18 protein-coding genes are annotated in these 17,592 nt (G+C 59.3%); 1 reads left to right on the top strand and 17 read right to left on the bottom strand.

Going from position 1 to position 17,592, the window contains the following annotated elements:
- Window position 1: 1 nt before the first annotated feature.
- The 13 genes from folD to ybgC form a co-directional block, all read right to left on the bottom strand.
- The gene (gene folD, locus GOX66_RS08875; protein ID WP_170761704.1) at window positions 2-892 is read right to left on the bottom strand and encodes a bifunctional methylenetetrahydrofolate dehydrogenase/methenyltetrahydrofolate cyclohydrolase FolD; all 891 of its coding nucleotides are present in this window, start codon (window positions 890-892) and stop codon (window positions 2-4) included.
- A 52-nt stretch (window positions 893-944) separates the two neighbouring features.
- Complete coding sequence (locus tag GOX66_RS08870; RefSeq protein ID WP_170761702.1) at window positions 945-1,250, bottom strand: chorismate mutase; 306 nt, start codon at window positions 1,248-1,250, stop codon at window positions 945-947.
- 57 nt (window positions 1,251-1,307) lie between these two features.
- Window positions 1,308-2,984 (bottom strand): formate--tetrahydrofolate ligase, encoded by a 1,677-nt coding sequence (locus GOX66_RS08865; protein WP_170761700.1) that lies wholly within the window; start codon window positions 2,982-2,984, stop codon window positions 1,308-1,310.
- A 165-nt stretch (window positions 2,985-3,149) separates the two neighbouring features.
- A complete protein-coding gene (locus tag GOX66_RS08860; protein WP_170761698.1) occupies window positions 3,150-3,725 on the bottom strand; it encodes an MOSC domain-containing protein in 576 nt (191 codons plus the stop codon).
- A 104-nt stretch (window positions 3,726-3,829) separates the two neighbouring features.
- Window positions 3,830-5,746 carry an ATP-dependent zinc metalloprotease FtsH gene (gene ftsH, locus GOX66_RS08855; RefSeq protein WP_170761696.1) on the bottom strand — a complete coding sequence of 639 codons (1,917 nt, stop codon included), beginning with the start codon at window positions 5,744-5,746 and terminating at the stop codon, window positions 3,830-3,832.
- A gap of 76 nt (window positions 5,747-5,822) precedes the next feature.
- Window positions 5,823-7,076 carry a tRNA lysidine(34) synthetase TilS gene (tilS, locus tag GOX66_RS08850; RefSeq protein ID WP_170761694.1) on the bottom strand — a complete coding sequence of 418 codons (1,254 nt, stop codon included), beginning with the start codon at window positions 7,074-7,076 and terminating at the stop codon, window positions 5,823-5,825.
- On the bottom strand, window positions 7,073-7,906 hold the full coding sequence (gene ybgF, locus GOX66_RS08845; RefSeq protein ID WP_170761692.1) for a tol-pal system protein YbgF: 834 nt from the start codon (window positions 7,904-7,906) through the stop codon (window positions 7,073-7,075). Before ybgF ends, tilS begins: the two co-directional genes overlap by 4 nt.
- Window positions 7,907-7,910: 4 nt before the next feature.
- Window positions 7,911-8,414, bottom strand: a complete 504-nt coding sequence (pal, locus tag GOX66_RS08840; protein WP_170761690.1) for a peptidoglycan-associated lipoprotein Pal — start codon at window positions 8,412-8,414, stop codon at window positions 7,911-7,913.
- 88 nt (window positions 8,415-8,502) lie between these two features.
- On the bottom strand, window positions 8,503-9,822 hold the full coding sequence (tolB, locus tag GOX66_RS08835) for a Tol-Pal system beta propeller repeat protein TolB (RefSeq protein ID WP_170761689.1): 1,320 nt from the start codon (window positions 9,820-9,822) through the stop codon (window positions 8,503-8,505).
- The gene (locus GOX66_RS08830; protein ID WP_170761686.1) at window positions 9,819-10,919 is read right to left on the bottom strand and encodes an energy transducer TonB; all 1,101 of its coding nucleotides are present in this window, start codon (window positions 10,917-10,919) and stop codon (window positions 9,819-9,821) included. Before GOX66_RS08830 ends, tolB begins: the two co-directional genes overlap by 4 nt.
- 9 nt (window positions 10,920-10,928) lie before the next feature.
- Window positions 10,929-11,405: a protein TolR gene (gene tolR, locus GOX66_RS08825; protein WP_170761685.1), complete on the bottom strand. Its 477-nt coding sequence runs from the start codon at window positions 11,403-11,405 to the stop codon at window positions 10,929-10,931.
- 1 nt (window position 11,406) lies between these two features.
- A complete protein-coding gene (gene tolQ, locus GOX66_RS08820; RefSeq protein WP_170761683.1) occupies window positions 11,407-12,102 on the bottom strand; it encodes a protein TolQ in 696 nt (231 codons plus the stop codon).
- A gap of 109 nt (window positions 12,103-12,211) precedes the next feature.
- Complete coding sequence (gene ybgC, locus GOX66_RS08815) at window positions 12,212-12,637, bottom strand: tol-pal system-associated acyl-CoA thioesterase (RefSeq protein WP_272871503.1); 426 nt, start codon at window positions 12,635-12,637, stop codon at window positions 12,212-12,214.
- 179 nt (window positions 12,638-12,816) lie between these two features.
- On the opposite strand from ybgC, the gene GOX66_RS08810 reads away from it, so the two are divergent.
- Window positions 12,817-14,520: a SulP family inorganic anion transporter gene (locus GOX66_RS08810; RefSeq protein ID WP_170761681.1), complete on the top strand. Its 1,704-nt coding sequence runs from the start codon at window positions 12,817-12,819 to the stop codon at window positions 14,518-14,520.
- A 6-nt stretch (window positions 14,521-14,526) separates the two neighbouring features.
- On the opposite strand, the gene GOX66_RS08805 is transcribed toward GOX66_RS08810, so the two are convergent.
- From GOX66_RS08805 to ruvC, 4 genes are all read right to left on the bottom strand, one after another.
- The gene (locus tag GOX66_RS08805; protein WP_170761679.1) at window positions 14,527-15,150 is read right to left on the bottom strand and encodes a hypothetical protein; all 624 of its coding nucleotides are present in this window, start codon (window positions 15,148-15,150) and stop codon (window positions 14,527-14,529) included.
- A gap of 63 nt (window positions 15,151-15,213) precedes the next feature.
- Entirely contained in the window at window positions 15,214-16,233 is a 1,020-nt protein-coding gene (gene ruvB / locus GOX66_RS08800) for a Holliday junction branch migration DNA helicase RuvB (protein ID WP_170761677.1), read from the bottom strand.
- A 4-nt stretch (window positions 16,234-16,237) separates the two neighbouring features.
- Window positions 16,238-16,915: a Holliday junction branch migration protein RuvA gene (gene ruvA / locus GOX66_RS08795; RefSeq protein WP_170761675.1), complete on the bottom strand. Its 678-nt coding sequence runs from the start codon at window positions 16,913-16,915 to the stop codon at window positions 16,238-16,240.
- A complete protein-coding gene (gene ruvC, locus GOX66_RS08790) occupies window positions 16,912-17,409 on the bottom strand; it encodes a crossover junction endodeoxyribonuclease RuvC (protein ID WP_170761673.1) in 498 nt (165 codons plus the stop codon). The genes ruvA and ruvC overlap by 4 nt, the downstream gene beginning before the upstream one ends.
- Window positions 17,410-17,592 lie beyond the last annotated feature (183 nt).

Here is a 17,592-nt window from a genome sequence, read left to right as displayed (position 1 = left end):
GTCAGGCGGTCAGGCCCTCGGGTTCCGGCAAGTCATTCGCGCGGCAACAGGCGGTCAGCGTGTTGGCCAGCAGGCAGGCAATGGTCATCGGCCCGACACCGCCCGGCACAGGTGTGATCGCCCCTGCACGCTCAGCAGCGCTGGCATAGTCCACATCGCCGACCAGCTTGTTCTTTCCGTCGCGCTCGATCCGGTTGATGCCTACGTCAATGACGGTTGCGCCTTCCTTGATCCAGTCGCCCGGCACCATCTCGGGACGGCCCACGGCAGCCACGACGATATCGGCGCGGCGGACGACATCGGGCAGGTCCTTGGTGCGGGAATGCGCGATGGTCACGGTGCAGCTATCACCCAGCAGCAGTTGAGCCATCGGCTTGCCCACAATGTTCGACCGGCCGATTACAACCGCGTCCATTCCGGACAGTGAACCATGATGATCCCGCAACATCATCAGGCAGCCCAGCGGCGTACAGGGGACCATCGACTTCTGTCCGGTGCCCAGCAGGCCCACGTTGGAGATGTGGAACCCGTCCACGTCCTTGGCAGGATCAATAGAATTGATCACCAGATCTTCGTTCAGATGTTTGGGCAACGGCAGTTGCACCAGAATGCCGTGCACCGCCGGGTCGTTGTTTAGCTTGTCGATCAGCGCCAGCAGGTCGTCTTCCGATGTCTCGGCGTCCAGCTTGTGCTCGTACGAGTTCATGCCGACTTCGACAGTCATCTTTCCCTTCGAGCGGACATAGACCTGGCTGGCCGGGTCTTCACCGACCAGAACCACTGCCAGTCCCGGCGTGATCCCGTTTTCCTCTTTCAGCTTTGCAACCTGATTGGCCACCTGCGCGCGTACCTTGGCCGCAAAGGCCTTGCCGTCGATGACTTGAGCTACCATCCTTTGATCCCTTCTTTCAAAAAACGGATCGGGCGCTTGAGCGCCCGGTCATTCAGTCGGGGCCGAGCACGCGTTCCTCGCGTGCAATCGACCAATCTATCAATATGCGCCAGAGTTTCTCGGCAAGATCAGGGTCCATTCCCAGCTCAGCAGAACTCGTGCGCACACGCTGCACCACGTCTTCAACACGGTCCGGGATGCGGGCAGGCAAGCCCTCGCCCGGTTTCAGCTCGGACGCGCGGTCGATGTAACCTGCGCGCGTCACCAACATTTCGATCAGTTGGCGGTCCAGCTTGTCGATCTGAGCCCGCAGTTCCTGCATCGATTGACAGTCTTGCGGCGGTGTCAGAGTGGGCATGTTCGTCTCCTCATGGCCCGGGGATTCCCCGGACCACGAGATGTCTTATTCGGCGGCTTAGAACAAGCCCTCGATCTCACCTGCGTCATTGAGGCCGATGGTTTCAGCAGCCGGTTTGCGCGGCAGACCGGGCATGGTCATGATCTCACCGCAGACAACCACGATGAAACCGGCGCCTGCGGAGAGGCGAACCTCACGCACCGGGACCGAGTGGCCGGTGGGCGCACCGCGCAGGGCCGGGTCGGTCGAGAACGAATACTGGGTTTTCGCCATGCAGACCGGCAAGTTGCCGTAACCGGCGGCTTCCCAGTCATGCAACTGGTTGCGGATCTTGGCATCGGCCAGAACCTCGTCAGCGCGGTAGATGCGCTTGGCGATGGTCTCGATCTTTTCGAACAGCGGCATGTCGTCCGGGTAGATCGGCGAGAAGTTCGCACTGCCGCCTTCGACAATTTCGACCACTTTCTCGGCCAGAGGTGCAGAGCCATCCGAACCCAGTTCCCAATGGCGCGACAGGATCGCTTCTACGCCATGATCGCCGCAGTAGTCCTTGACGGCCTGGACTTCGTCATCAGTGTCGGTGACAAAGTGGTTGATGGCAACGACGACCGGAACACCGAACGACTTCACGTTCTCGATGTGACGGCCCAGGTTGGCACAGCCAGACTTCACTGCATCGACGTTTTCCGCACCCAGATCGGCCTTGGCGACGCCGCCGTTCATCTTCATCGCGCGCACGGTGGCAACCAGCACCACTGCCGACGGAGCGATGCCCGCCTTGCGGCACTTGATGTTCATGAACTTCTCGGCACCCAGATCGGCGCCAAAGCCGGCTTCGGTCACGACATAGTCGGCAACTTTCAGAGCGGTCTTGGTTGCAATAACCGAGTTACAGCCATGTGCGATGTTGGCGAACGGGCCGCCGTGGACAAAGGCCGGGTTGTTTTCCAGCGTCTGTACCAGGTTCGGCTGCATGGCGTCCTTCAGCAGAACGGTCATTGCGCCTTCGGCCTTGATGTCGCGGCAATAGACCGGCGACCTGTCGCGGCGGTATGCGACGATGATGTCACCCAGACGCTTTTCCAGGTCCTGCAGATCGTTGGCGAGGCAGAGGATTGCCATGACCTCGGACGCCACGGTGATGTCATACCCTGCTTCGCGAGGGAAACCGTTGGATACACCACCCAGCGAACAAGTGATCTGACGCAGGGCGCGGTCGTTCATGTCGACCACACGGCGCCACACGACGCGACGCATGTCGATCTTCTGCTCGTTGCCCCAGTAGATGTGGTTGTCGATCATCGCCGACAGCAGCGAGTGGGCCGAGGTGATGGCGTGGAAGTCACCGGTGAAGTGCAGGTTCATCTCTTCCATCGGAACAACCTGCGCGTAACCGCCACCCGCAGCGCCGCCCTTCATGCCGAAGTTCGGGCCAAGCGAGGCTTCGCGGATACAGATCATCGCGTTCTTGCCGATGCGGTTCAGGCCGTCGCCCAAACCAACGGTGGTGGTGGTCTTACCTTCACCCGCCGGGGTGGGGTTGATCGCGGTCACCAGGATCAGCTTGCCGTCTTCACGGTCCTGCACCGAGTTGATGAAGTCCTGGCTGACCTTCGCTTTGTCGTGGCCGTAAGGCAGCAGATCGTCGCTGGAGATCCCCAGCTTGGCGCCGATTTCCTGAATCGGCTTTTTGTTCGCTTCGCGGGCGATTTCGATATCGGATTTGTAGCTCATTGGGCAGGGTCCCTGATTGAATGCCGTGCAAAACCGACGCGGTGCGTCGGCGCTGCGCAATCCATACCGTTGTGTACAGAACGGAAGGCTATAGATTCCGACATAATTGTGTTGCGAAACGGCGTTGGGGGACTTCAGTGGTTTCGAATTGGAAACACGCGTGGCCTATGGCGCCCAATTCCGCTGATCCGGGACAAACAATGTCAAGCGGTCGCCCAGCTTCAGTTCGCCCGGCCGCTCGACCCAGGCCGTCACACCTCGCCGCCCTTTAGCCGCAGGCTTGAAGCTTACGCCGTGCCCGGGCAGATCAGCTTCGATTTCCCGACCGGGAAGTACGCAGGGACGGTTTTCCATGTCCACCGTAATGGTTACTCCTCCCGTGCCCTGCAACCGTGATGAAGGCGGAATATGTGTAAAATCCGGGATACCCCGCAAAACGATGCTGGCTCCCAGAAAAGATGGGTCCACTTGATCGAGCCCCATTTCTTTTGCGGTCGCCTCCATCTCTTCGGCGGACAGCACTGACAGTTGGCGAACGTTGCGGATTTCAGTTCCCTGCGGATACAAGTTCTTCATCCGCACGCACGAGGCACGGTTCTCACCTTCGTGCCGGGCGCCGCGATCCCCTGAGAAGGCGAGATTGAGTTTGTCGACGGCATTCGCACGGATGGACGCACCTGCGGGGACATGGCCCAACCAAACCACCACTCCGTCAAACTCGGTCTCGCGCAATACCGGCATTTTCGCCCCTACTCCAAGCTGATCAATTCAACGGTAATAAAAGGCAGCAAGCCCCGGATGAAAAGGCAAAAAAAAGACCCGGGACTAGGCCCGGGTCTGGATCGTTAAGCCGAGGGTTCCGGCTCCATCCCGCCGTCAGGCGGGGTTTTCTTGACCTTGGTCTTCGGGATCGCGGTCACGCTGGGTGCGCTGCCCTCATCAGGGCTGTCGCCGTCGTCATCGCCTTCGCTGGGCGATTCACCGTTCATGACGCGCTTGATTTCATCCCCGGTCAGGGTTTCGTACTCCAGCAAACCTTGCGCCAGACGCTCCCATTCCTCATTGTGTTCGGTCAGGATTTGGTGGGCACGCTCGTAACCCTGCTGGATCAGGCGCTTCACCTCTTCCTCGATCAGTTCTTTGGTATGCGCCGAGACCGAGAAACCAGCAGTGTTGCCTGAGTAGCCCTCGTGCGCCTCGGCATAATCGATATTGCCGACCTTGTCCGACATGCCCCAGCGCATCACCATGGCACGCGCCAACTGGCTGGCTTGCATGATGTCACCGGCCGGACCGTTCGAAACGTGATCTTCCCCGTATTTGATGACCTCGGCAGCTTTACCGGCCATAGTCATGGCCAGCTTCTGCTCACACTCGTCACGGTGATAGTTCAACTGATCCATCTCAGGCAGGCTGACAACCATGCCCAAAGCACCACCGCGCGGAATGATTGTTGCTTTATAAACCGGATCGCAGAGCGGCAGCGTCATACCGACCACCGCATGGCCGGATTCGTGATAAGCCGTCTTTTCCTTCTGATCCTGGGTCAGCACCATTGAGCGGCGCTCAGCCCCCATCATCACTTTGTCTTTCGCGTTCTCAAAGTCTTCCATCGTGACAAAACGGCGACCCACACGGGCGGCCATCAGAGCGGCCTCGTTCACGAGGTTCGCCAGATCAGCACCTGAGAAACCGGGAGTACCACGCGCAATGATGCGCAGGTCGACATCGGGGCCCAGCGGGGTCTTGCGCGCATGAACACCCAAAATCTTTTCGCGGCCTTTGATGTCCGGGTTGCCAACAGTCACGTTCCGGTCAAACCGGCCCGGACGCAGCAGCGCAGGGTCCAGAACGTCCTTACGGTTGGTGGCCGCCAGAATGATCACGCCTTCATTGGCCTCAAACCCATCCATCTCAACCAGCAACTGGTTGAGCGTCTGCTCGCGTTCGTCGTTGCCGCCGCCGTATCCGGCACCGCGATGACGGCCCACGGCATCGATTTCGTCGATGAAGACAATACAGGGCGCGTTTTTCTTGGCTTGTTCGAACATGTCCCGAACGCGGCTGGCGCCGACACCCACAAACATCTCAACAAAGTCCGAGCCCGAGATGGTGAAGAACGGCACGCCCGCCTCACCCGCAATCGCACGGGCCAGCAGCGTTTTACCTGTACCCGGAGGCCCCACCAGCAGCGCGCCCTTGGGAATCTTGCCGCCAAGACGCGAGAATTTCTGCGGGTTGCGCAGGAATTCCACGATCTCTTCCAGCTCTTCCTTGGCCTCGTCGATACCTGCGACATCGTCAAAGGTCACGCGGCCATGTTTTTCGGTCAGCATCTTGGCCTTGGATTTGCCAAAGCCCATCGCGCCGCCTTTGCCGCCGCCCTGCATCCGGTTCATGAAATAGACCCAGACACCGATCAGCAGAAGGAAAGGCAGCAAGGTAATCAGGAACGATTGGAAACCGGATTGCTGCTGTTTTTCGGCACGAACGGGAATGTTCTCGTCGATCAGCAGCTTGGTGACTTCGGCGTCGCCGGGTTTGATGGTGACATAGCTGGCACCACTTTGCGTGGTATAGCGAATCTGCTCACCATCCAAAGTTACGTTCTTGACTTCGCCGCCTTCAACCGCGGTGACAAAATCAGAATAGGTTCTTTCATTGCTCTGAAGCGATCCGCCTGGTCCGCTGAACAGATTGAACAGTGCAAGGATCAGCAGAAACAGAACGACCCAGAAGGCGATGTTACGAGCGTTGCCCAAGGAAAATCTCCCAAAAGATTTCGGCAGATGGGGGTCTGCCGGGTTGCTCTATAAAATAGAGATGATTCAAGCAGGTTCAATGCGATAAAAGCGAAGAGTAAAACTCAGGCGTTTCCGGGGCCAAACCGGCTGTCCATCCGTTGGACAACCCTGCCAGCGGCGCAGAGAGCAAGTTTTCCCCTTCCCAAACCGCCGGCGAAGACAAAAGTGCCCTGCGTGGCTTGCCCAATAAGCGCCAGTCCGGCACTTGCGGTAACCCGGCCTCGCCCAACACACGAACCTGAGCACCTGGCGTCCGCGGACCGGACAGAACCCATCGCTTGTCCCACACATCCAGTGGTTCCACGTTTTCAGCAATCACCGCGTTTAGCTCTCTGCAAAACCACGTTTTATCGCCTTGCGGGATCAACAGGCAGCCAGCCACAGACAGAGTTCGCCCATCTCGAATCGCTGCCAGAGCCTGATCCACCGATGACCGGCGCGGAGGATACCCCTGCCCCGCGATCCATGCGGTGATGCCAACCACAAGCCGACGCTGAATTTCCCCGGGCAGCGCCACAAATCCGCTGCGATCAAGACAGATATCGCCATCGTCAACTACAGCGACCTTACGGGCGGATTCCTGCGTAAAAACCGCCAAAGCCTCACGCGCTTGTGCAAGGTTTTCCGCAACGCGGGTCAGCGATTTTGCCGAAATACCCAACGTATCGAGACCCGCCAGAGCCTCCCGCGCTTTGATGCGGTCAAAACGGAGGTCCTGATTCGAAGGGTCCTCGATCCACTCCACACCGGCCTCAGACAGATATTCACGAAGGACTTGGCGGGTGATCCCCAGCATCGGCCGCAACAATGTCACGCCTTTTAAGTCTCGCGCGTCGGGCATGCCTGAAAGGCCTGTCACTCCGGCCGCGCGGCCCAGCCGCATCAGAAAGGTTTCGGCCTGATCATCCGCCGTGTGGCCCAGAACAATCGCCGGGACTGCGTTACGATGTGCCCAGTCGGTCAACAGCCCGTACCGCGCCTGCCGGGCCTGATCCTGAAGATTTCCTGCACCATCCCAACCCTGCCACTGCAGGGTTTCGTGTGGGATTTCCAACAACGCTGCCTGTACGGCCACTCTTTCGGCCTCGGCCTCGGCCTCGGCGCGTAGTCCATGGTTCACAGTTGCTGCCCGCAACTCGACCCCTTCGTTCTGCGCAATCTCGTGCAGCAGATACATCAAAGCGACCGAATCGCCGCCACCTGAAACGGCTACTCCTAATCGTGACGGCAGCTTTTCAGGCAACCGCGCGCGGAGTTCGGTTCGCAGAGTTTCGGCTTTGGTGGTCAAGAACAGCCCAAGGACGCCATTTCCTGCGTGGCCTCGGCCACAGTGGTCGAGGCAGGAAAGCGCACGCCGACTTCGGACAGGGTGATACAAGCCTGATCGGTTTGTCCCAGACGCCCAAGTGCTGCCCCCAGTTCGAACAGGGCCTCGGGCGCAAACGCCCCCTCAGAATCACCGGTGAAACTGGCCAGAAAGGCTCGCGCGGCCTCGCGTGTGTCGCCCAGACCCTCCAACGCACGCCCGCGTTTCAGATTGGCCTCGGGTGCCAGAGGACTGCCGGGATAAGAGGTTTCAAACTGCGCGAACTGGTCGGCTGCGGCCTGAAAATTCCCTTCTGCCAGAGATTGCGCGGCGGCGTCGAAGTCGGCCCGTTCGCCAACGGCCAATTCTCCTTGTTCAGACACGGAAGGAGTCGTCGGAGCGGTGAGTGTTGTCGGCGCAGCTGCCGTAATTTCAGTTTCTCCGCCTAAAGTCGAGGTTTCCCCAAGCGTGCTCAGATCGCCGCCTTCCAGTTCAACCAGCCGGAATTCAAGATCCCCGATCCGGTTGGTGCCATCGGTGACAATGTTCTGAACCCGCTGGTTCAACTGTTCGGTCTGCCGGGTCAGGCGCTGCAATTCGGACTCGATCGCGTCAACACGTTCCAGAATGGAAGTGCCGGACAGGTTCGGAGCCGGAGATCCCGTCGTCGAAAACTCGCGCTTCAGGCGCTGTATTTCTACATGCAGCACCGTCAACTCCTGACGGATATCCGCCAGCGTCTGCTGATCCTGTGCTTGCGCCACACCGGCGGTCGCAATGACCGCCGCCAGAACCCATCCTGCAATTCTCATTGTCTTACCCCAAGGTTGAACCGGTCAGCACCGTAACCGCGCGGCGGTTTTTGGAATAGCATTCCTCGGTGCTGCAAATCTCGATCGGGCGTTCCTTGCCGTAGCTGACCGTCGTAAGCCTGTTACCCGCCACCCCGCGTGAGATCAGATAATCCCGGGCCGCATTCGCCCGTTTTGCTCCAAGCCCGAGGTTGTACTCGCGGGTGCCCTGTTCATCCGCGTGACCTTCAATCTTCGCCACGTAATCCGGGTTGGCCATCAGCCAGTCCGCCTGCCCCTGCAGGACCGATTGGGCCTGCGGTGTCAGTGTCGACTGATCCACGGCAAACAATACGCGGTCGCCAATGGTCTGCTGGAAATACGCTGGTGAGCGCGGGTCGCTTGGTGAGCCCGGCGCGATTGCACCGCTGCCTCCAGCGCCTCCGCCCAGCGCTGAGGGATCATTGTTGGAACAGGCGGCGATTACACTCAGTGCGCTCAAAGCTATGATTTTGCCCAATACGTTCATTTCAGGTGCCTCGTTGTTTTATCGGTTTATTGCCGCCTCTGTAGCACAGTGCAGGATTTTTGTGAACTTTTCCAACTGCCTGCCACGATCAATTCTGCAACGGTCCCCAGGACGGATCGCTGCCGCCATCCGGAGTTCGCACCGGTCGCAGGTTCCGGCCCGAGATATCCACCGAATAGAGCGTCGCCCGCCCGCTGGCCCCCTGCGTTTCACGGGTGAACATGATGACGCGGCCGTTGGGGGACCATGTTGGTCCTTCGTCCAAGAAGGACGAGGTCAGCAGGCGCTCTTCACCCCCGTCCGTGCGCATGACGCCGATATGGAACCGGCCCTTGTTCTGCTTGGTGAACGCTATCAGATCGCCGCGTGGCGACCAGACCGGAGTACCGTATCGGCCCTGACCAAAGCTGATGCGGGTCGCCTCACCGCCGTTCGCGGGCATGATATACAGCTGCGGCGTGCCCGAGCGATCACTTTCAAACACGATTTGCGAGCCGTCTGGGGAATAGCTGGGCGCGGTCTCAATTGCCGTCGTATTGGTCAAACGCACGCTTTGCCCCGAAGCCAGGTCCATCTTCCACAGATCGGTATTACCGCCTTGGATCAGCGAATAAACAATCGAGCGGCCATCCGGCGAAAAGCGCGGCGAAAAGCTCATCGTGCCTTCCTGTGTCTTCAGTTCGGTCCGTCTTACGCGGTCGACATCCAGAACATAGATGCGCGGCTGGCCGGTTTCGTAGCTGGTATAGAGCAACCGGTCGCCGGTGGGAGAAAAGCGCGGGGCAAGCACGATGGAGGCGCTGTCGGTCAGGTATTGCACGTTCGCGCCGTCGTAATCCATGATTGCCAACCGCTTGAGGCGCTGATCCTTAGGGCCGCTCTCGGAAACAAAGGCCACACGGCTGTCGAAATATGCGCCTTCCCCGGTGATCCGGCTATAGACCTGATCAGCCACCTTGTGCGCCATGCGCCGCCAGCCGTCAGTTGTACCTGCGAATTGCAGTCCGGTGCCCAATTCCTGACCTGAGAATACGTCCCAAACCCGGAACCGGACCGTCAGGCGATTACCCGAGACGTTCACGGCTCCGGTCACCAGCGCCTCGGCATTGATCGCTTTCCAATCCGCGAATTGCACCGGTGCCTCAAAATTGCTGACCCGACTGATGAAAGCATCCGAAGAGATTTCTCGGAACAAACCGGTTCCAATCAGGTCGGCTGCAACAACCCGCGAGATGTCGTTTGCGAATTGTGTCGCCGCTGGACCATCGGGCACGAAACTTGGCACCGCAAAGGGCAAGGGTTCGATGATACCCTGATCCAGTTCCAGACGCAGCGGTCCGTTCTGGGCGTATACCGGCGCTGCTAAAATCGTCAGGCCAAGAAACAGACTGGTCAGAAATCTCATCATTTGATCCGCATCCTCTCGGGATTGAATGTAATTTCGATATCCCGCCATTGGCTATATTTGTCAGCAGGCAGGGTGTATCCTTTGGCCCCACAGCGCAAAATTGCCCGTCTGGCGGCCTCATAGGCTTGTTTTGCAGCGCCGGCAGAGCCGCCAGAGCTATCAATCATGCGCAGACTGCCCCCGACGATCTTCCCGTCTTGGGTCAGGGAAAAGCCAACAACCACAACAGTTTGCAGCGCGTCCGTGGACAAAGACCCCACGTTCCAGCATTTAGACACAGCCAAACGCATGGCATCTTTCTCACCGCTGGTCAGCGGAGGGCCCGATGGTTCGCTTCCCTGGTCAAGCGCTTCGGCCAGCGCATCGTTGATCGCTGTTTCGTCATTGACCGCTGGCGTAGGCGGAGCTGGTTCTTCTGTCTCGGCCACTTCCGGTTGCGTTGGTGGCGTCGGTCGGTTCGGTCGCACCCGAGGCCTGGGTGTCGTGCGTGGGGCGTACTCCTTGGCCTCCTCAGCCTCGGTCACAATCTCGTCTGTGGCTTCTTCCGGGGCGGTCTGATCCTGCTGCTCTTGCTGGACCTCAGCACCCTCATCCTGCGACACGGCCGGGGACTCCACGTCATCCGGCTTTGCTTCCGGCGGTGGTGGGGCGATTGGTTCCGGCGCCACCTTGTCAGCCGGGCGCGGCTGCGCCTCAGGCCCCGGAGGCACGGGCAGTACCACCACTTCGGGTTCAGGCGGTTCAAGCGTCGGAGGTTCCGCGACCACCTCAGGTTCTGGCGGGGCTTCAACCGGCTCGTGCACCGGTTCAGGTTCCGGTTCCGGCGGAGTGGCGATTTCGGGCCGGGGCTGTTCCTCATCCACCGGTTCGGGAGAGGTAACTTCTTCCTCAGGCGCTTCGGGCTGTTGCAATGCGGCGGGCGTTGGCACCTCGGGCGCGTCAGATTGAGCAGTCATCGCCGCGAATTGCTCAGCAGATACAACCGCCACATCCTGTACCGCCATAGGTAATGGTTCGGACCGGAAGGTGCCGCCAAACAAGGCCAATCCGATCAGACTGACATGGGCAATCGCCGAGATCTTGGTGCCGGTGTCCACCGCGCGGCCTCACTCTCCACCTTCATCCAAGGTCGGCCCGCCTGTATCGGTCACGAGGCCCACATTGGAAAACCCGCCCGCATTCAGCGCGCCCATTACCTGCATCACCTGCGCATAGGGGATCGCGCCATCGGCACGCAGAAACACGCGGTCGCTGCTTCGTTCTGCCGCGATAGCGCGCAGCTTGCCAATCAAATCTCCGCGCAGAACGTCCGTTGTCTGAATCTGCACACGACCATCGGCGGTCAGGGTCACGGTCAGGGGTTCTTCGTTGTCTCCTGGCAAGGCGCTCGCCGCTGTCTTGGGCAGATCGACCGGCACGCCGACTGTCAGCAACGGCGCCGCCACCATGAAGATGATCAGCAGCACCAGCATGACATCGACAAATGGCGTCACGTTGATCTCAGCCATCGGCTGCGCGCGACCGCGACGCCGACCGCGTCTGCGCCCGTTGCCGTTCGACGATTGCTGAACTGCGGCACCCATGTCAGCTGTCCAACTGACGCGACAGGATGGTGGCAAACTCGTCGGCAAAGGCTTCATAGCCGCCAACGATCCGGTCACTATCCGCGCTGAGCTTGTTGTAGAAAATCACCGCCGGGATCGCCGCCAGCAGGCCCAGCCCTGTCGCCAGCAGCGCTTCGGCAATTCCCGGCGCGACGACGGCGAGGTTGGTATTCTGCTGCTCGGCAATCTCGATGAAGGCGTTCATGATGCCCCAGACGGTGCCGAAAAGACCGATAAACGGCGCGGTCGAGCCAACGGTCGCCAAAATAGGCAGCCCTTTTTGCAAGGTCTCAGACTCTTTGGCGATGGCGACATCCATCGACCGGTCGATCCGGGCCGTGGCCCCTGCGATAAGCCCGCCATCGGTGCGATGCGACCTGCGCCATTCGATCATACCGGCGGCAAAAATCTTTTCAGAACTGCCATCGGGCTGCGTTCCAATCTGTTCAAACAGCTCGTCCAGAGGGTTGCCTGACCAGAAAGATTCATCGAATACAAGTGCTTCACGGCGGGCGAACCGATAATTGATCAGCTTTTGAATGATGATCGCCCAGGACCAGAAGGACGCGATCACAAGGATCAACATCACGACTTTCACGATAAAGGTCGCGCGGGCAAACAGCCCCCACATGGAGAAGTCGATCTCCTGCGCCAGCGCCAGCGTTTCAGCTTCCATGAACCTGCTCTTTGTTTTGCCTGATGGCCGTTCGTTTGGCCTTGTTTTGCCAAACGCTATCGCAGATGGCCCCGAATTGCCAACAGAACCACCCCGGCCTCGCGATTTGTTACAGCAATGCGCGAATCTCTGCCGGAAGACGCACCGGTTTGCCCTGGGCATTCATGCAAACGGCCGTGACAGTGGCCCGAAAAATCTCGGTCTCGCCACGTTTAACAAGCTGGCCCATGGTCAGCCTGACACCCGAGCGTGAAATGAAGTGGGTTTCGATGGTCAACTCATCATCGAACCTGGCAGGTGCAAGATAATCCGCTTCGATCCGGCGAATGACCCAGACGATACCGTCGTCGCGCATCGCGTTCTGATCATTGCCCAGCCCGCGCACATAATCCGAACGGGCCCGTTCGATGAATTTCAGATAATTCGCGTGGTAGACCACGCCGCCCATATCTGTGTCTTCGTAAAAGACCCGGACCGGATATATGTGCTTTGGGGTCTCAGCAGTTTGTTCGGCCATAACAACGGATCCGGTCATTCATTGTGTCTAAAACGCTCTGGCTCGGGGCAAGCCACTCCACACAGATGCACGCGCACTGCACGCACTGCAATCCCCGCACGACTACAAAATTCGGTTCACACGGTCCCCGGTATCGAAATCCAGCCATTTGCCTAATAATCTGCCAGAACAAAGACGTGAATTTATCAGGTGATCGAATGGCGCAGACCCATAGAGAAGAGAGCAGCACCTCTCTTCCCATCTTGCAGGGCATCTTGCCGTTCAACAAATCCGCGCTGCCAACGGAAATCCTGGCCGGTCTGACCTTTGCCTGCCTCGCGATCCCCGAAGTCATGGGGTACACCAAGATCGCTGGCACCCCGGTGGTCATGGGCCTGTATACGATCCTGATACCGATGGCCTTGTTTGCCATTTTCGGATCATCCCGGCACCTTGTGGTCGGTGCAGATTCCGCCACGGCGGCCATTACAGCCTCGGCGCTTGCGGGAATGGCTGTTTCGGGCTCGTCTGAGTATCTGGCGCTGGCCTCGCTGCTGGCGCTGATGGCGGCGGTGCTGTTGATTGCTGCGCGAATCATCGGCCTCGGGTTTCTGGCGGATTTCCTGTCCCGCACGGTACTGGTCGGCTTTTTGACCGGCGTGGGCATACAGGTTGCCACCGGCGAGATTCCCGGAATGCTGGGGATCGAGGCGTCAGGGCACGGAACCATCGCCAAACTGCGGGACGTAGCGCAGCATTTTGGCCAGACACATTGGCTGACGGTTGCCGTGTCTCTGGCGGTGCTGGCGATTGTCATTGGATGCAAGCGGCTGTCGCCCAGGTTACCGGGTCCCCTGTTCGCCATTTTGGGCGTGATCCTGTGCAGCTGGACCCTTCAATTCAGCGACACGGGCATTGCCGTTCTGGGCACAGTGCCCGGCGGCCTTCCCGCCCTCTCGGTTCCGGATGTGGACTGGAGTTGGCCCCTGTTCAAACAATTGCTGCCCACCGCGATGTCGATATTTGTGGTGATCCTTGCCCAAAGCGCGGCAACGTCGCGGGCCTATGCTGCCCGATACGAAGAACAGTTCAGCGAGAATACCGATCTCGTCGGGCTGGGACTCGCCAATCTGGGCGCGGCGTTTACTGGCACCTTTGTCGTCAACGGCAGCCCTACCAAGACCGAAATGGTGGCCAGCGCAGGCGGGCGCAGCCAAATCGCGCAGCTGACAACGGTCGCGATTGTTCTTGTGGTAATCCTGTTTCTGACCGGTCCACTCGCCTTCTTGCCGAATGCGGCCCTGTCGGCCGTTGTGTTTCTGATCGGTGTAAAGCTGATCGATCTGCAGGGGCTGGCGGCGATCTACAAACAAGCTCGCTCGGAGTTCTGGATTGCTGCGACCACGGCGGCCGTCGTCGTGCTTATCGGGGTCGAGCAAGGGATCATCTTTGCAATGGTGCTGTCACTGATCGACCACACGCGTCGGGGCTATCGTCCCAAGAACTCAGTCATCGTCAAAAACGATGACGGAGGCTGGCACTCCAAGCCGATCACGAAGCCAAATCAGATTGAGCCCGGTCTGGTTATCTATCGTTTTTCCCACAGCCTGTATTACGCCAATACCCAGAGACTATCGGATGAGGTTGCCGCAATCATTCAAAATTCTGAGGCCGAGACAAACTGGTTCTGCATCGAAGCTTCTGCCGTGGACGACGTGGATTACACTGCAGGATACACGCTGCGCAACGTTCAAAAACTCTTGGAATCGAAGAACATCAAACTGGTCTTCCTTCTTGTCGAGCCCAGTGTCCGTTCGGAACTAGATCGTTACGGGATATGCGATTTGGTTGGACCTGACGCTTTTTTTGATAAGGGCAACGACCTGATCGAGGCGTTTCATCATCGAAAAATAGTCCATTGATCCGCGTTACTGAGGCGACTGCAACCTCGCAAACAATCGCAATGCATGCGATGCATCCTGTGCCGCACCCGGAAGGACTGGATCATAGGCGGCACGGATCAGTTCGGCGATGTCTGGCCGCAGAATTGTAGCCCCGCCTGCCACTGCCAGCGGAGACTGAGTGCGGAACGCAGTATCGGACCACAGTAAAACAGTCTGCACCACCTGGCTGAGCGCCAGTGTCTCGGCCGGAACCCTGGACAGCTCTTTATCCATTCTCAGAAAGACAAAAGCCGCACGGATTGCGCCGTCTTCTTCGAACCGGAATATACGATACTGGTTGGCATCCGCTGCAACCAGACGATCAACCAGCGGTGCCAGGTCAGGTACAAGCCGGTCCAGATCGGGCACTTCCAGCAACTCTTTCCAGTCGCGGAAGAAAAAGACCATGCAGTTCGCGCCCAGTTCCGGATCCGTTTCAGCCATCTTGTGTCCGGCCAGGGTCACGACGGCCTCGAACGCGCCTTTGACAGTGGCTAACGTCTCATCCTCGACACCAAAGACGATGGGCACAATGGGCCGGCCCCAGCGCGCGAACAGGAACTCTCCGCTTTCGCGGGTGAACAACGACTGGATGTCTTTGGGAGTCACGTCCAATCCTTCATCTTTTCAACAATACTCTCGCCGAAGGCATAAAATTTCTGGCGATCGGCTTCAACCAAACAGATCGCTTTGCCCTCTGGGCGCGGCCATGCCCAAATGAGTCCACGCCTTCTGCGCCAACATCCGCCCGCGCGGAGTACGCTGGATCAGTCCCTGCTGCAGCAGGTAAGGCTCGATAACTTCTTCCAGCGAGTCGCGACTTTCCGACAGGGCCGCAGACAGAGTTTCAATCCCCACAGGACCACCTGCATAGTTCTCGGCGATCAGCTTCAGATACCGCCGGTCCGCGCCATCCAGCCCCAGATGATCGACGCCGAGCCGCGTCAGCGCCCCATCCGCCAGATCGCGCGTGATCCGGCCATCACCTTCGACGATGGCGAAATCCACGACCCGCCGCAGTAACCGCCCCGCGATCCGTGGCGTCCCGCGCGAACGGCGCGCGATCTCGCGTGCACCATCATCATCCGCAGGCGCCCCCAATTTACGTGCATTACGGGTAACAATCTCGTGCAACTCGTCGACCGTATAGAATTGCAACCGCGTAGGAATTCCGAACCGATCCCGCAGAGGGGTTGTCAGCAACCCCATTCGCGTTGTCGCACCCACCAGCGTAAACGGCTGCAATTCGATGCGAACTGTCCGGGCGGCAGGTCCTTCGCCGATCACCAAATCCAGTTCGAAATCCTCCATCGCCGGGTACAGAACCTCTTCGACTGCCGGATTCAGACGGTGAATTTCGTCGATAAACAGAACATCGCGCGATTCCAGATTGGTCAGGATCGCCGCCAGGTCACCTGCCTTTGCCAGAACCGGCCCGGAGGTCATTCGGAAGTTCACACCCAGTTCCCGCGCCATGATCTGCGCCAGCGTCGTCTTGCCCAAACCAGGAGGGCCATGAAACAAAGTATGATCCATCGCTTCACCGCGTTGACGGGCGGACTGGATGAAGATGCGCAGATTGGCCCGGGCCTCAGCCTGACCGATGAACTCGTCCAGCCCCTGTGGGCGCAGTGCGCGGTCATTGTCCTCGGGCATAGGCTCGGGGCGCAGGGCGGGGTCGGCGTCTACCATTCATTTACCCTTTCGGAGCAAGCAGCTTCAAAGCGGCGCGGATCAGATCAGCCTCACCCGCGTCAGGCAGGCTGGCTGCCGCCTCGGCCACGGCCGAGGCCGCATCGGACGGCCCATAACCCAGATTGGACAGCGCCGACAATGCTCCGGCCGATGCCGCCGCCGACCCCGAGGCCGGTTTCGCCGACCGTTTGGGCATGGGTGCGGGTTCTGCCAGTTCCACAACTTCCAACTCCGGGCCGTCCGTCGCCTCTGTCACGGTTCCGCCCATGGCCATCACGCCCGGCGCCTTGTCTTTGAGGTCCAGCACGATCCGCTGCGCCGTCTTCGGCCCAACCCCTTTGGCCGCCTTAACCGCCCCCCAGTCGCCCAGAGCAATCGCCCGGCTGACACCGTCCGACCCCAGCGCGCTGAGGATCGCCAGCGAGACCTTGGCCCCGACGCCCTGAACCGAACATAACAGCCGGTGCCATTCCTTCTCGACCAGAGACAGGAACCCGTAAAGCTGCATCAGGTCTTCACGCACCACCATGTCCGTATAGATCGAGATCGCCTCCCCCACTCCGGGCAAAGCCGCCATCGTCCGGTCCGAGCAATAGACGATGTATCCAACACCCCGAACGTCAATCAGCACGTGATCAGCCGCGCGATAGTCCAGCCGCCCTGTCAGTTTTCCAATCATGCCCGCACCTCTTTCATACGCGCCTGCGGCGCCGAGCCGTAATAGGAATGACAGATGGCAATCGCCAGAGCATCTGCCGCGTCCGCCCCCTTGGGCTGACAGCCCGGCAATTGCAGTTTGACCATGTGCAGAATTTGCTCCTTCTCGGCATGGCCGACACCAACAACCGTTTTCTTGACCCGGTTGGGCGCGTATTCCCCGACCGGCAGCCCTGCTTGCGCAAGGGTCAGCAGCGCCACCCCCCTTGCCTGACCCAGTTTCAGCGTCCCTGCCCCGTCCTTGTTGACGAAGGTCTGTTCGATGGCTGCCTGGTCAGGTTGATGTTCGGCAATAACCTCAACGATCTGGTTGTGCAGCGACAACAACCTTTCACCCAAATCGTCACCATCAGACTTACACAATCCATTGGCAACGTGGCTCAGGCGGCTGCCATACGATTCGATGACGCCCCACCCCAGGGTCCTGAGCCCCGGATCAATGCCCAAAATCCGCATATTTTGCCTCGGCCTGCTCGGGTTTTTGTGATCTTTCTTTCGGATTAGCACGAAGCGTGAACATTTTCCAAGCGAATTGACCCGAAGCCTGAAAACGGCAGGCCTGTTCCGTTGGCGACAGAACGGCCAGTTTGCGACAGCGGAATGTCTGATTTCGACACGTTTTTGAAGGAGATATGGCCT

It is taken from the genome of Ruegeria lacuscaerulensis (genome assembly GCF_013031245.1).
Classification (GTDB): domain Bacteria; phylum Pseudomonadota; class Alphaproteobacteria; order Rhodobacterales; family Rhodobacteraceae; genus Ruegeria; species Ruegeria lacuscaerulensis_C.
This window is presented reverse-complemented; position numbering and strand designations above follow the sequence as displayed.

Bases quoted from the DNA above. Each gene is read 5' to 3' on its own strand.
- folD (WP_170761704.1), bottom strand. From the start codon at position 892: ATGGTAGCTCAAGTCATCGACGGCAAGGCCTTTGCGGCCAAGGTACGC.
- GOX66_RS08870 (WP_170761702.1), bottom strand. From the start codon at position 1,250: ATGCCCACTCTGACACCGCCGCAAGACTGTCAATCGATGCAGGAACTG.
- GOX66_RS08865 (WP_170761700.1), bottom strand. From the start codon at position 2,984: ATGAGCTACAAATCCGATATCGAAATCGCCCGCGAAGCGAACAAAAAG.
- GOX66_RS08860 (WP_170761698.1), bottom strand. From the start codon at position 3,725: ATGCCGGTATTGCGCGAGACCGAGTTTGACGGAGTGGTGGTTTGGTTG.
- ybgF (WP_170761692.1), bottom strand. From the start codon at position 7,906: ATGAGAATTGCAGGATGGGTTCTGGCGGCGGTCATTGCGACCGCCGGT.
- pal (WP_170761690.1), bottom strand. From the start codon at position 8,414: ATGAACGTATTGGGCAAAATCATAGCTTTGAGCGCACTGAGTGTAATC.
- tolB (WP_170761689.1), bottom strand. From the start codon at position 9,822: ATGATGAGATTTCTGACCAGTCTGTTTCTTGGCCTGACGATTTTAGCA.
- tolR (WP_170761685.1), bottom strand. From the start codon at position 11,405: ATGGGTGCCGCAGTTCAGCAATCGTCGAACGGCAACGGGCGCAGACGC.
- tolQ (WP_170761683.1), bottom strand. From the start codon at position 12,102: ATGGAAGCTGAAACGCTGGCGCTGGCGCAGGAGATCGACTTCTCCATG.
- ybgC (WP_272871503.1), bottom strand. From the start codon at position 12,637: ATGACCGGATCCGTTGTTATGGCCGAACAAACTGCTGAGACCCCAAAG.
- GOX66_RS08810 (WP_170761681.1), top strand. From the start codon at position 12,817: ATGGCGCAGACCCATAGAGAAGAGAGCAGCACCTCTCTTCCCATCTTG.
- ruvB (WP_170761677.1), bottom strand. From the start codon at position 16,233: ATGGTAGACGCCGACCCCGCCCTGCGCCCCGAGCCTATGCCCGAGGAC.
- ruvA (WP_170761675.1), bottom strand. From the start codon at position 16,915: ATGATTGGAAAACTGACAGGGCGGCTGGACTATCGCGCGGCTGATCAC.
- ruvC (WP_170761673.1), bottom strand. From the start codon at position 17,409: ATGCGGATTTTGGGCATTGATCCGGGGCTCAGGACCCTGGGGTGGGGC.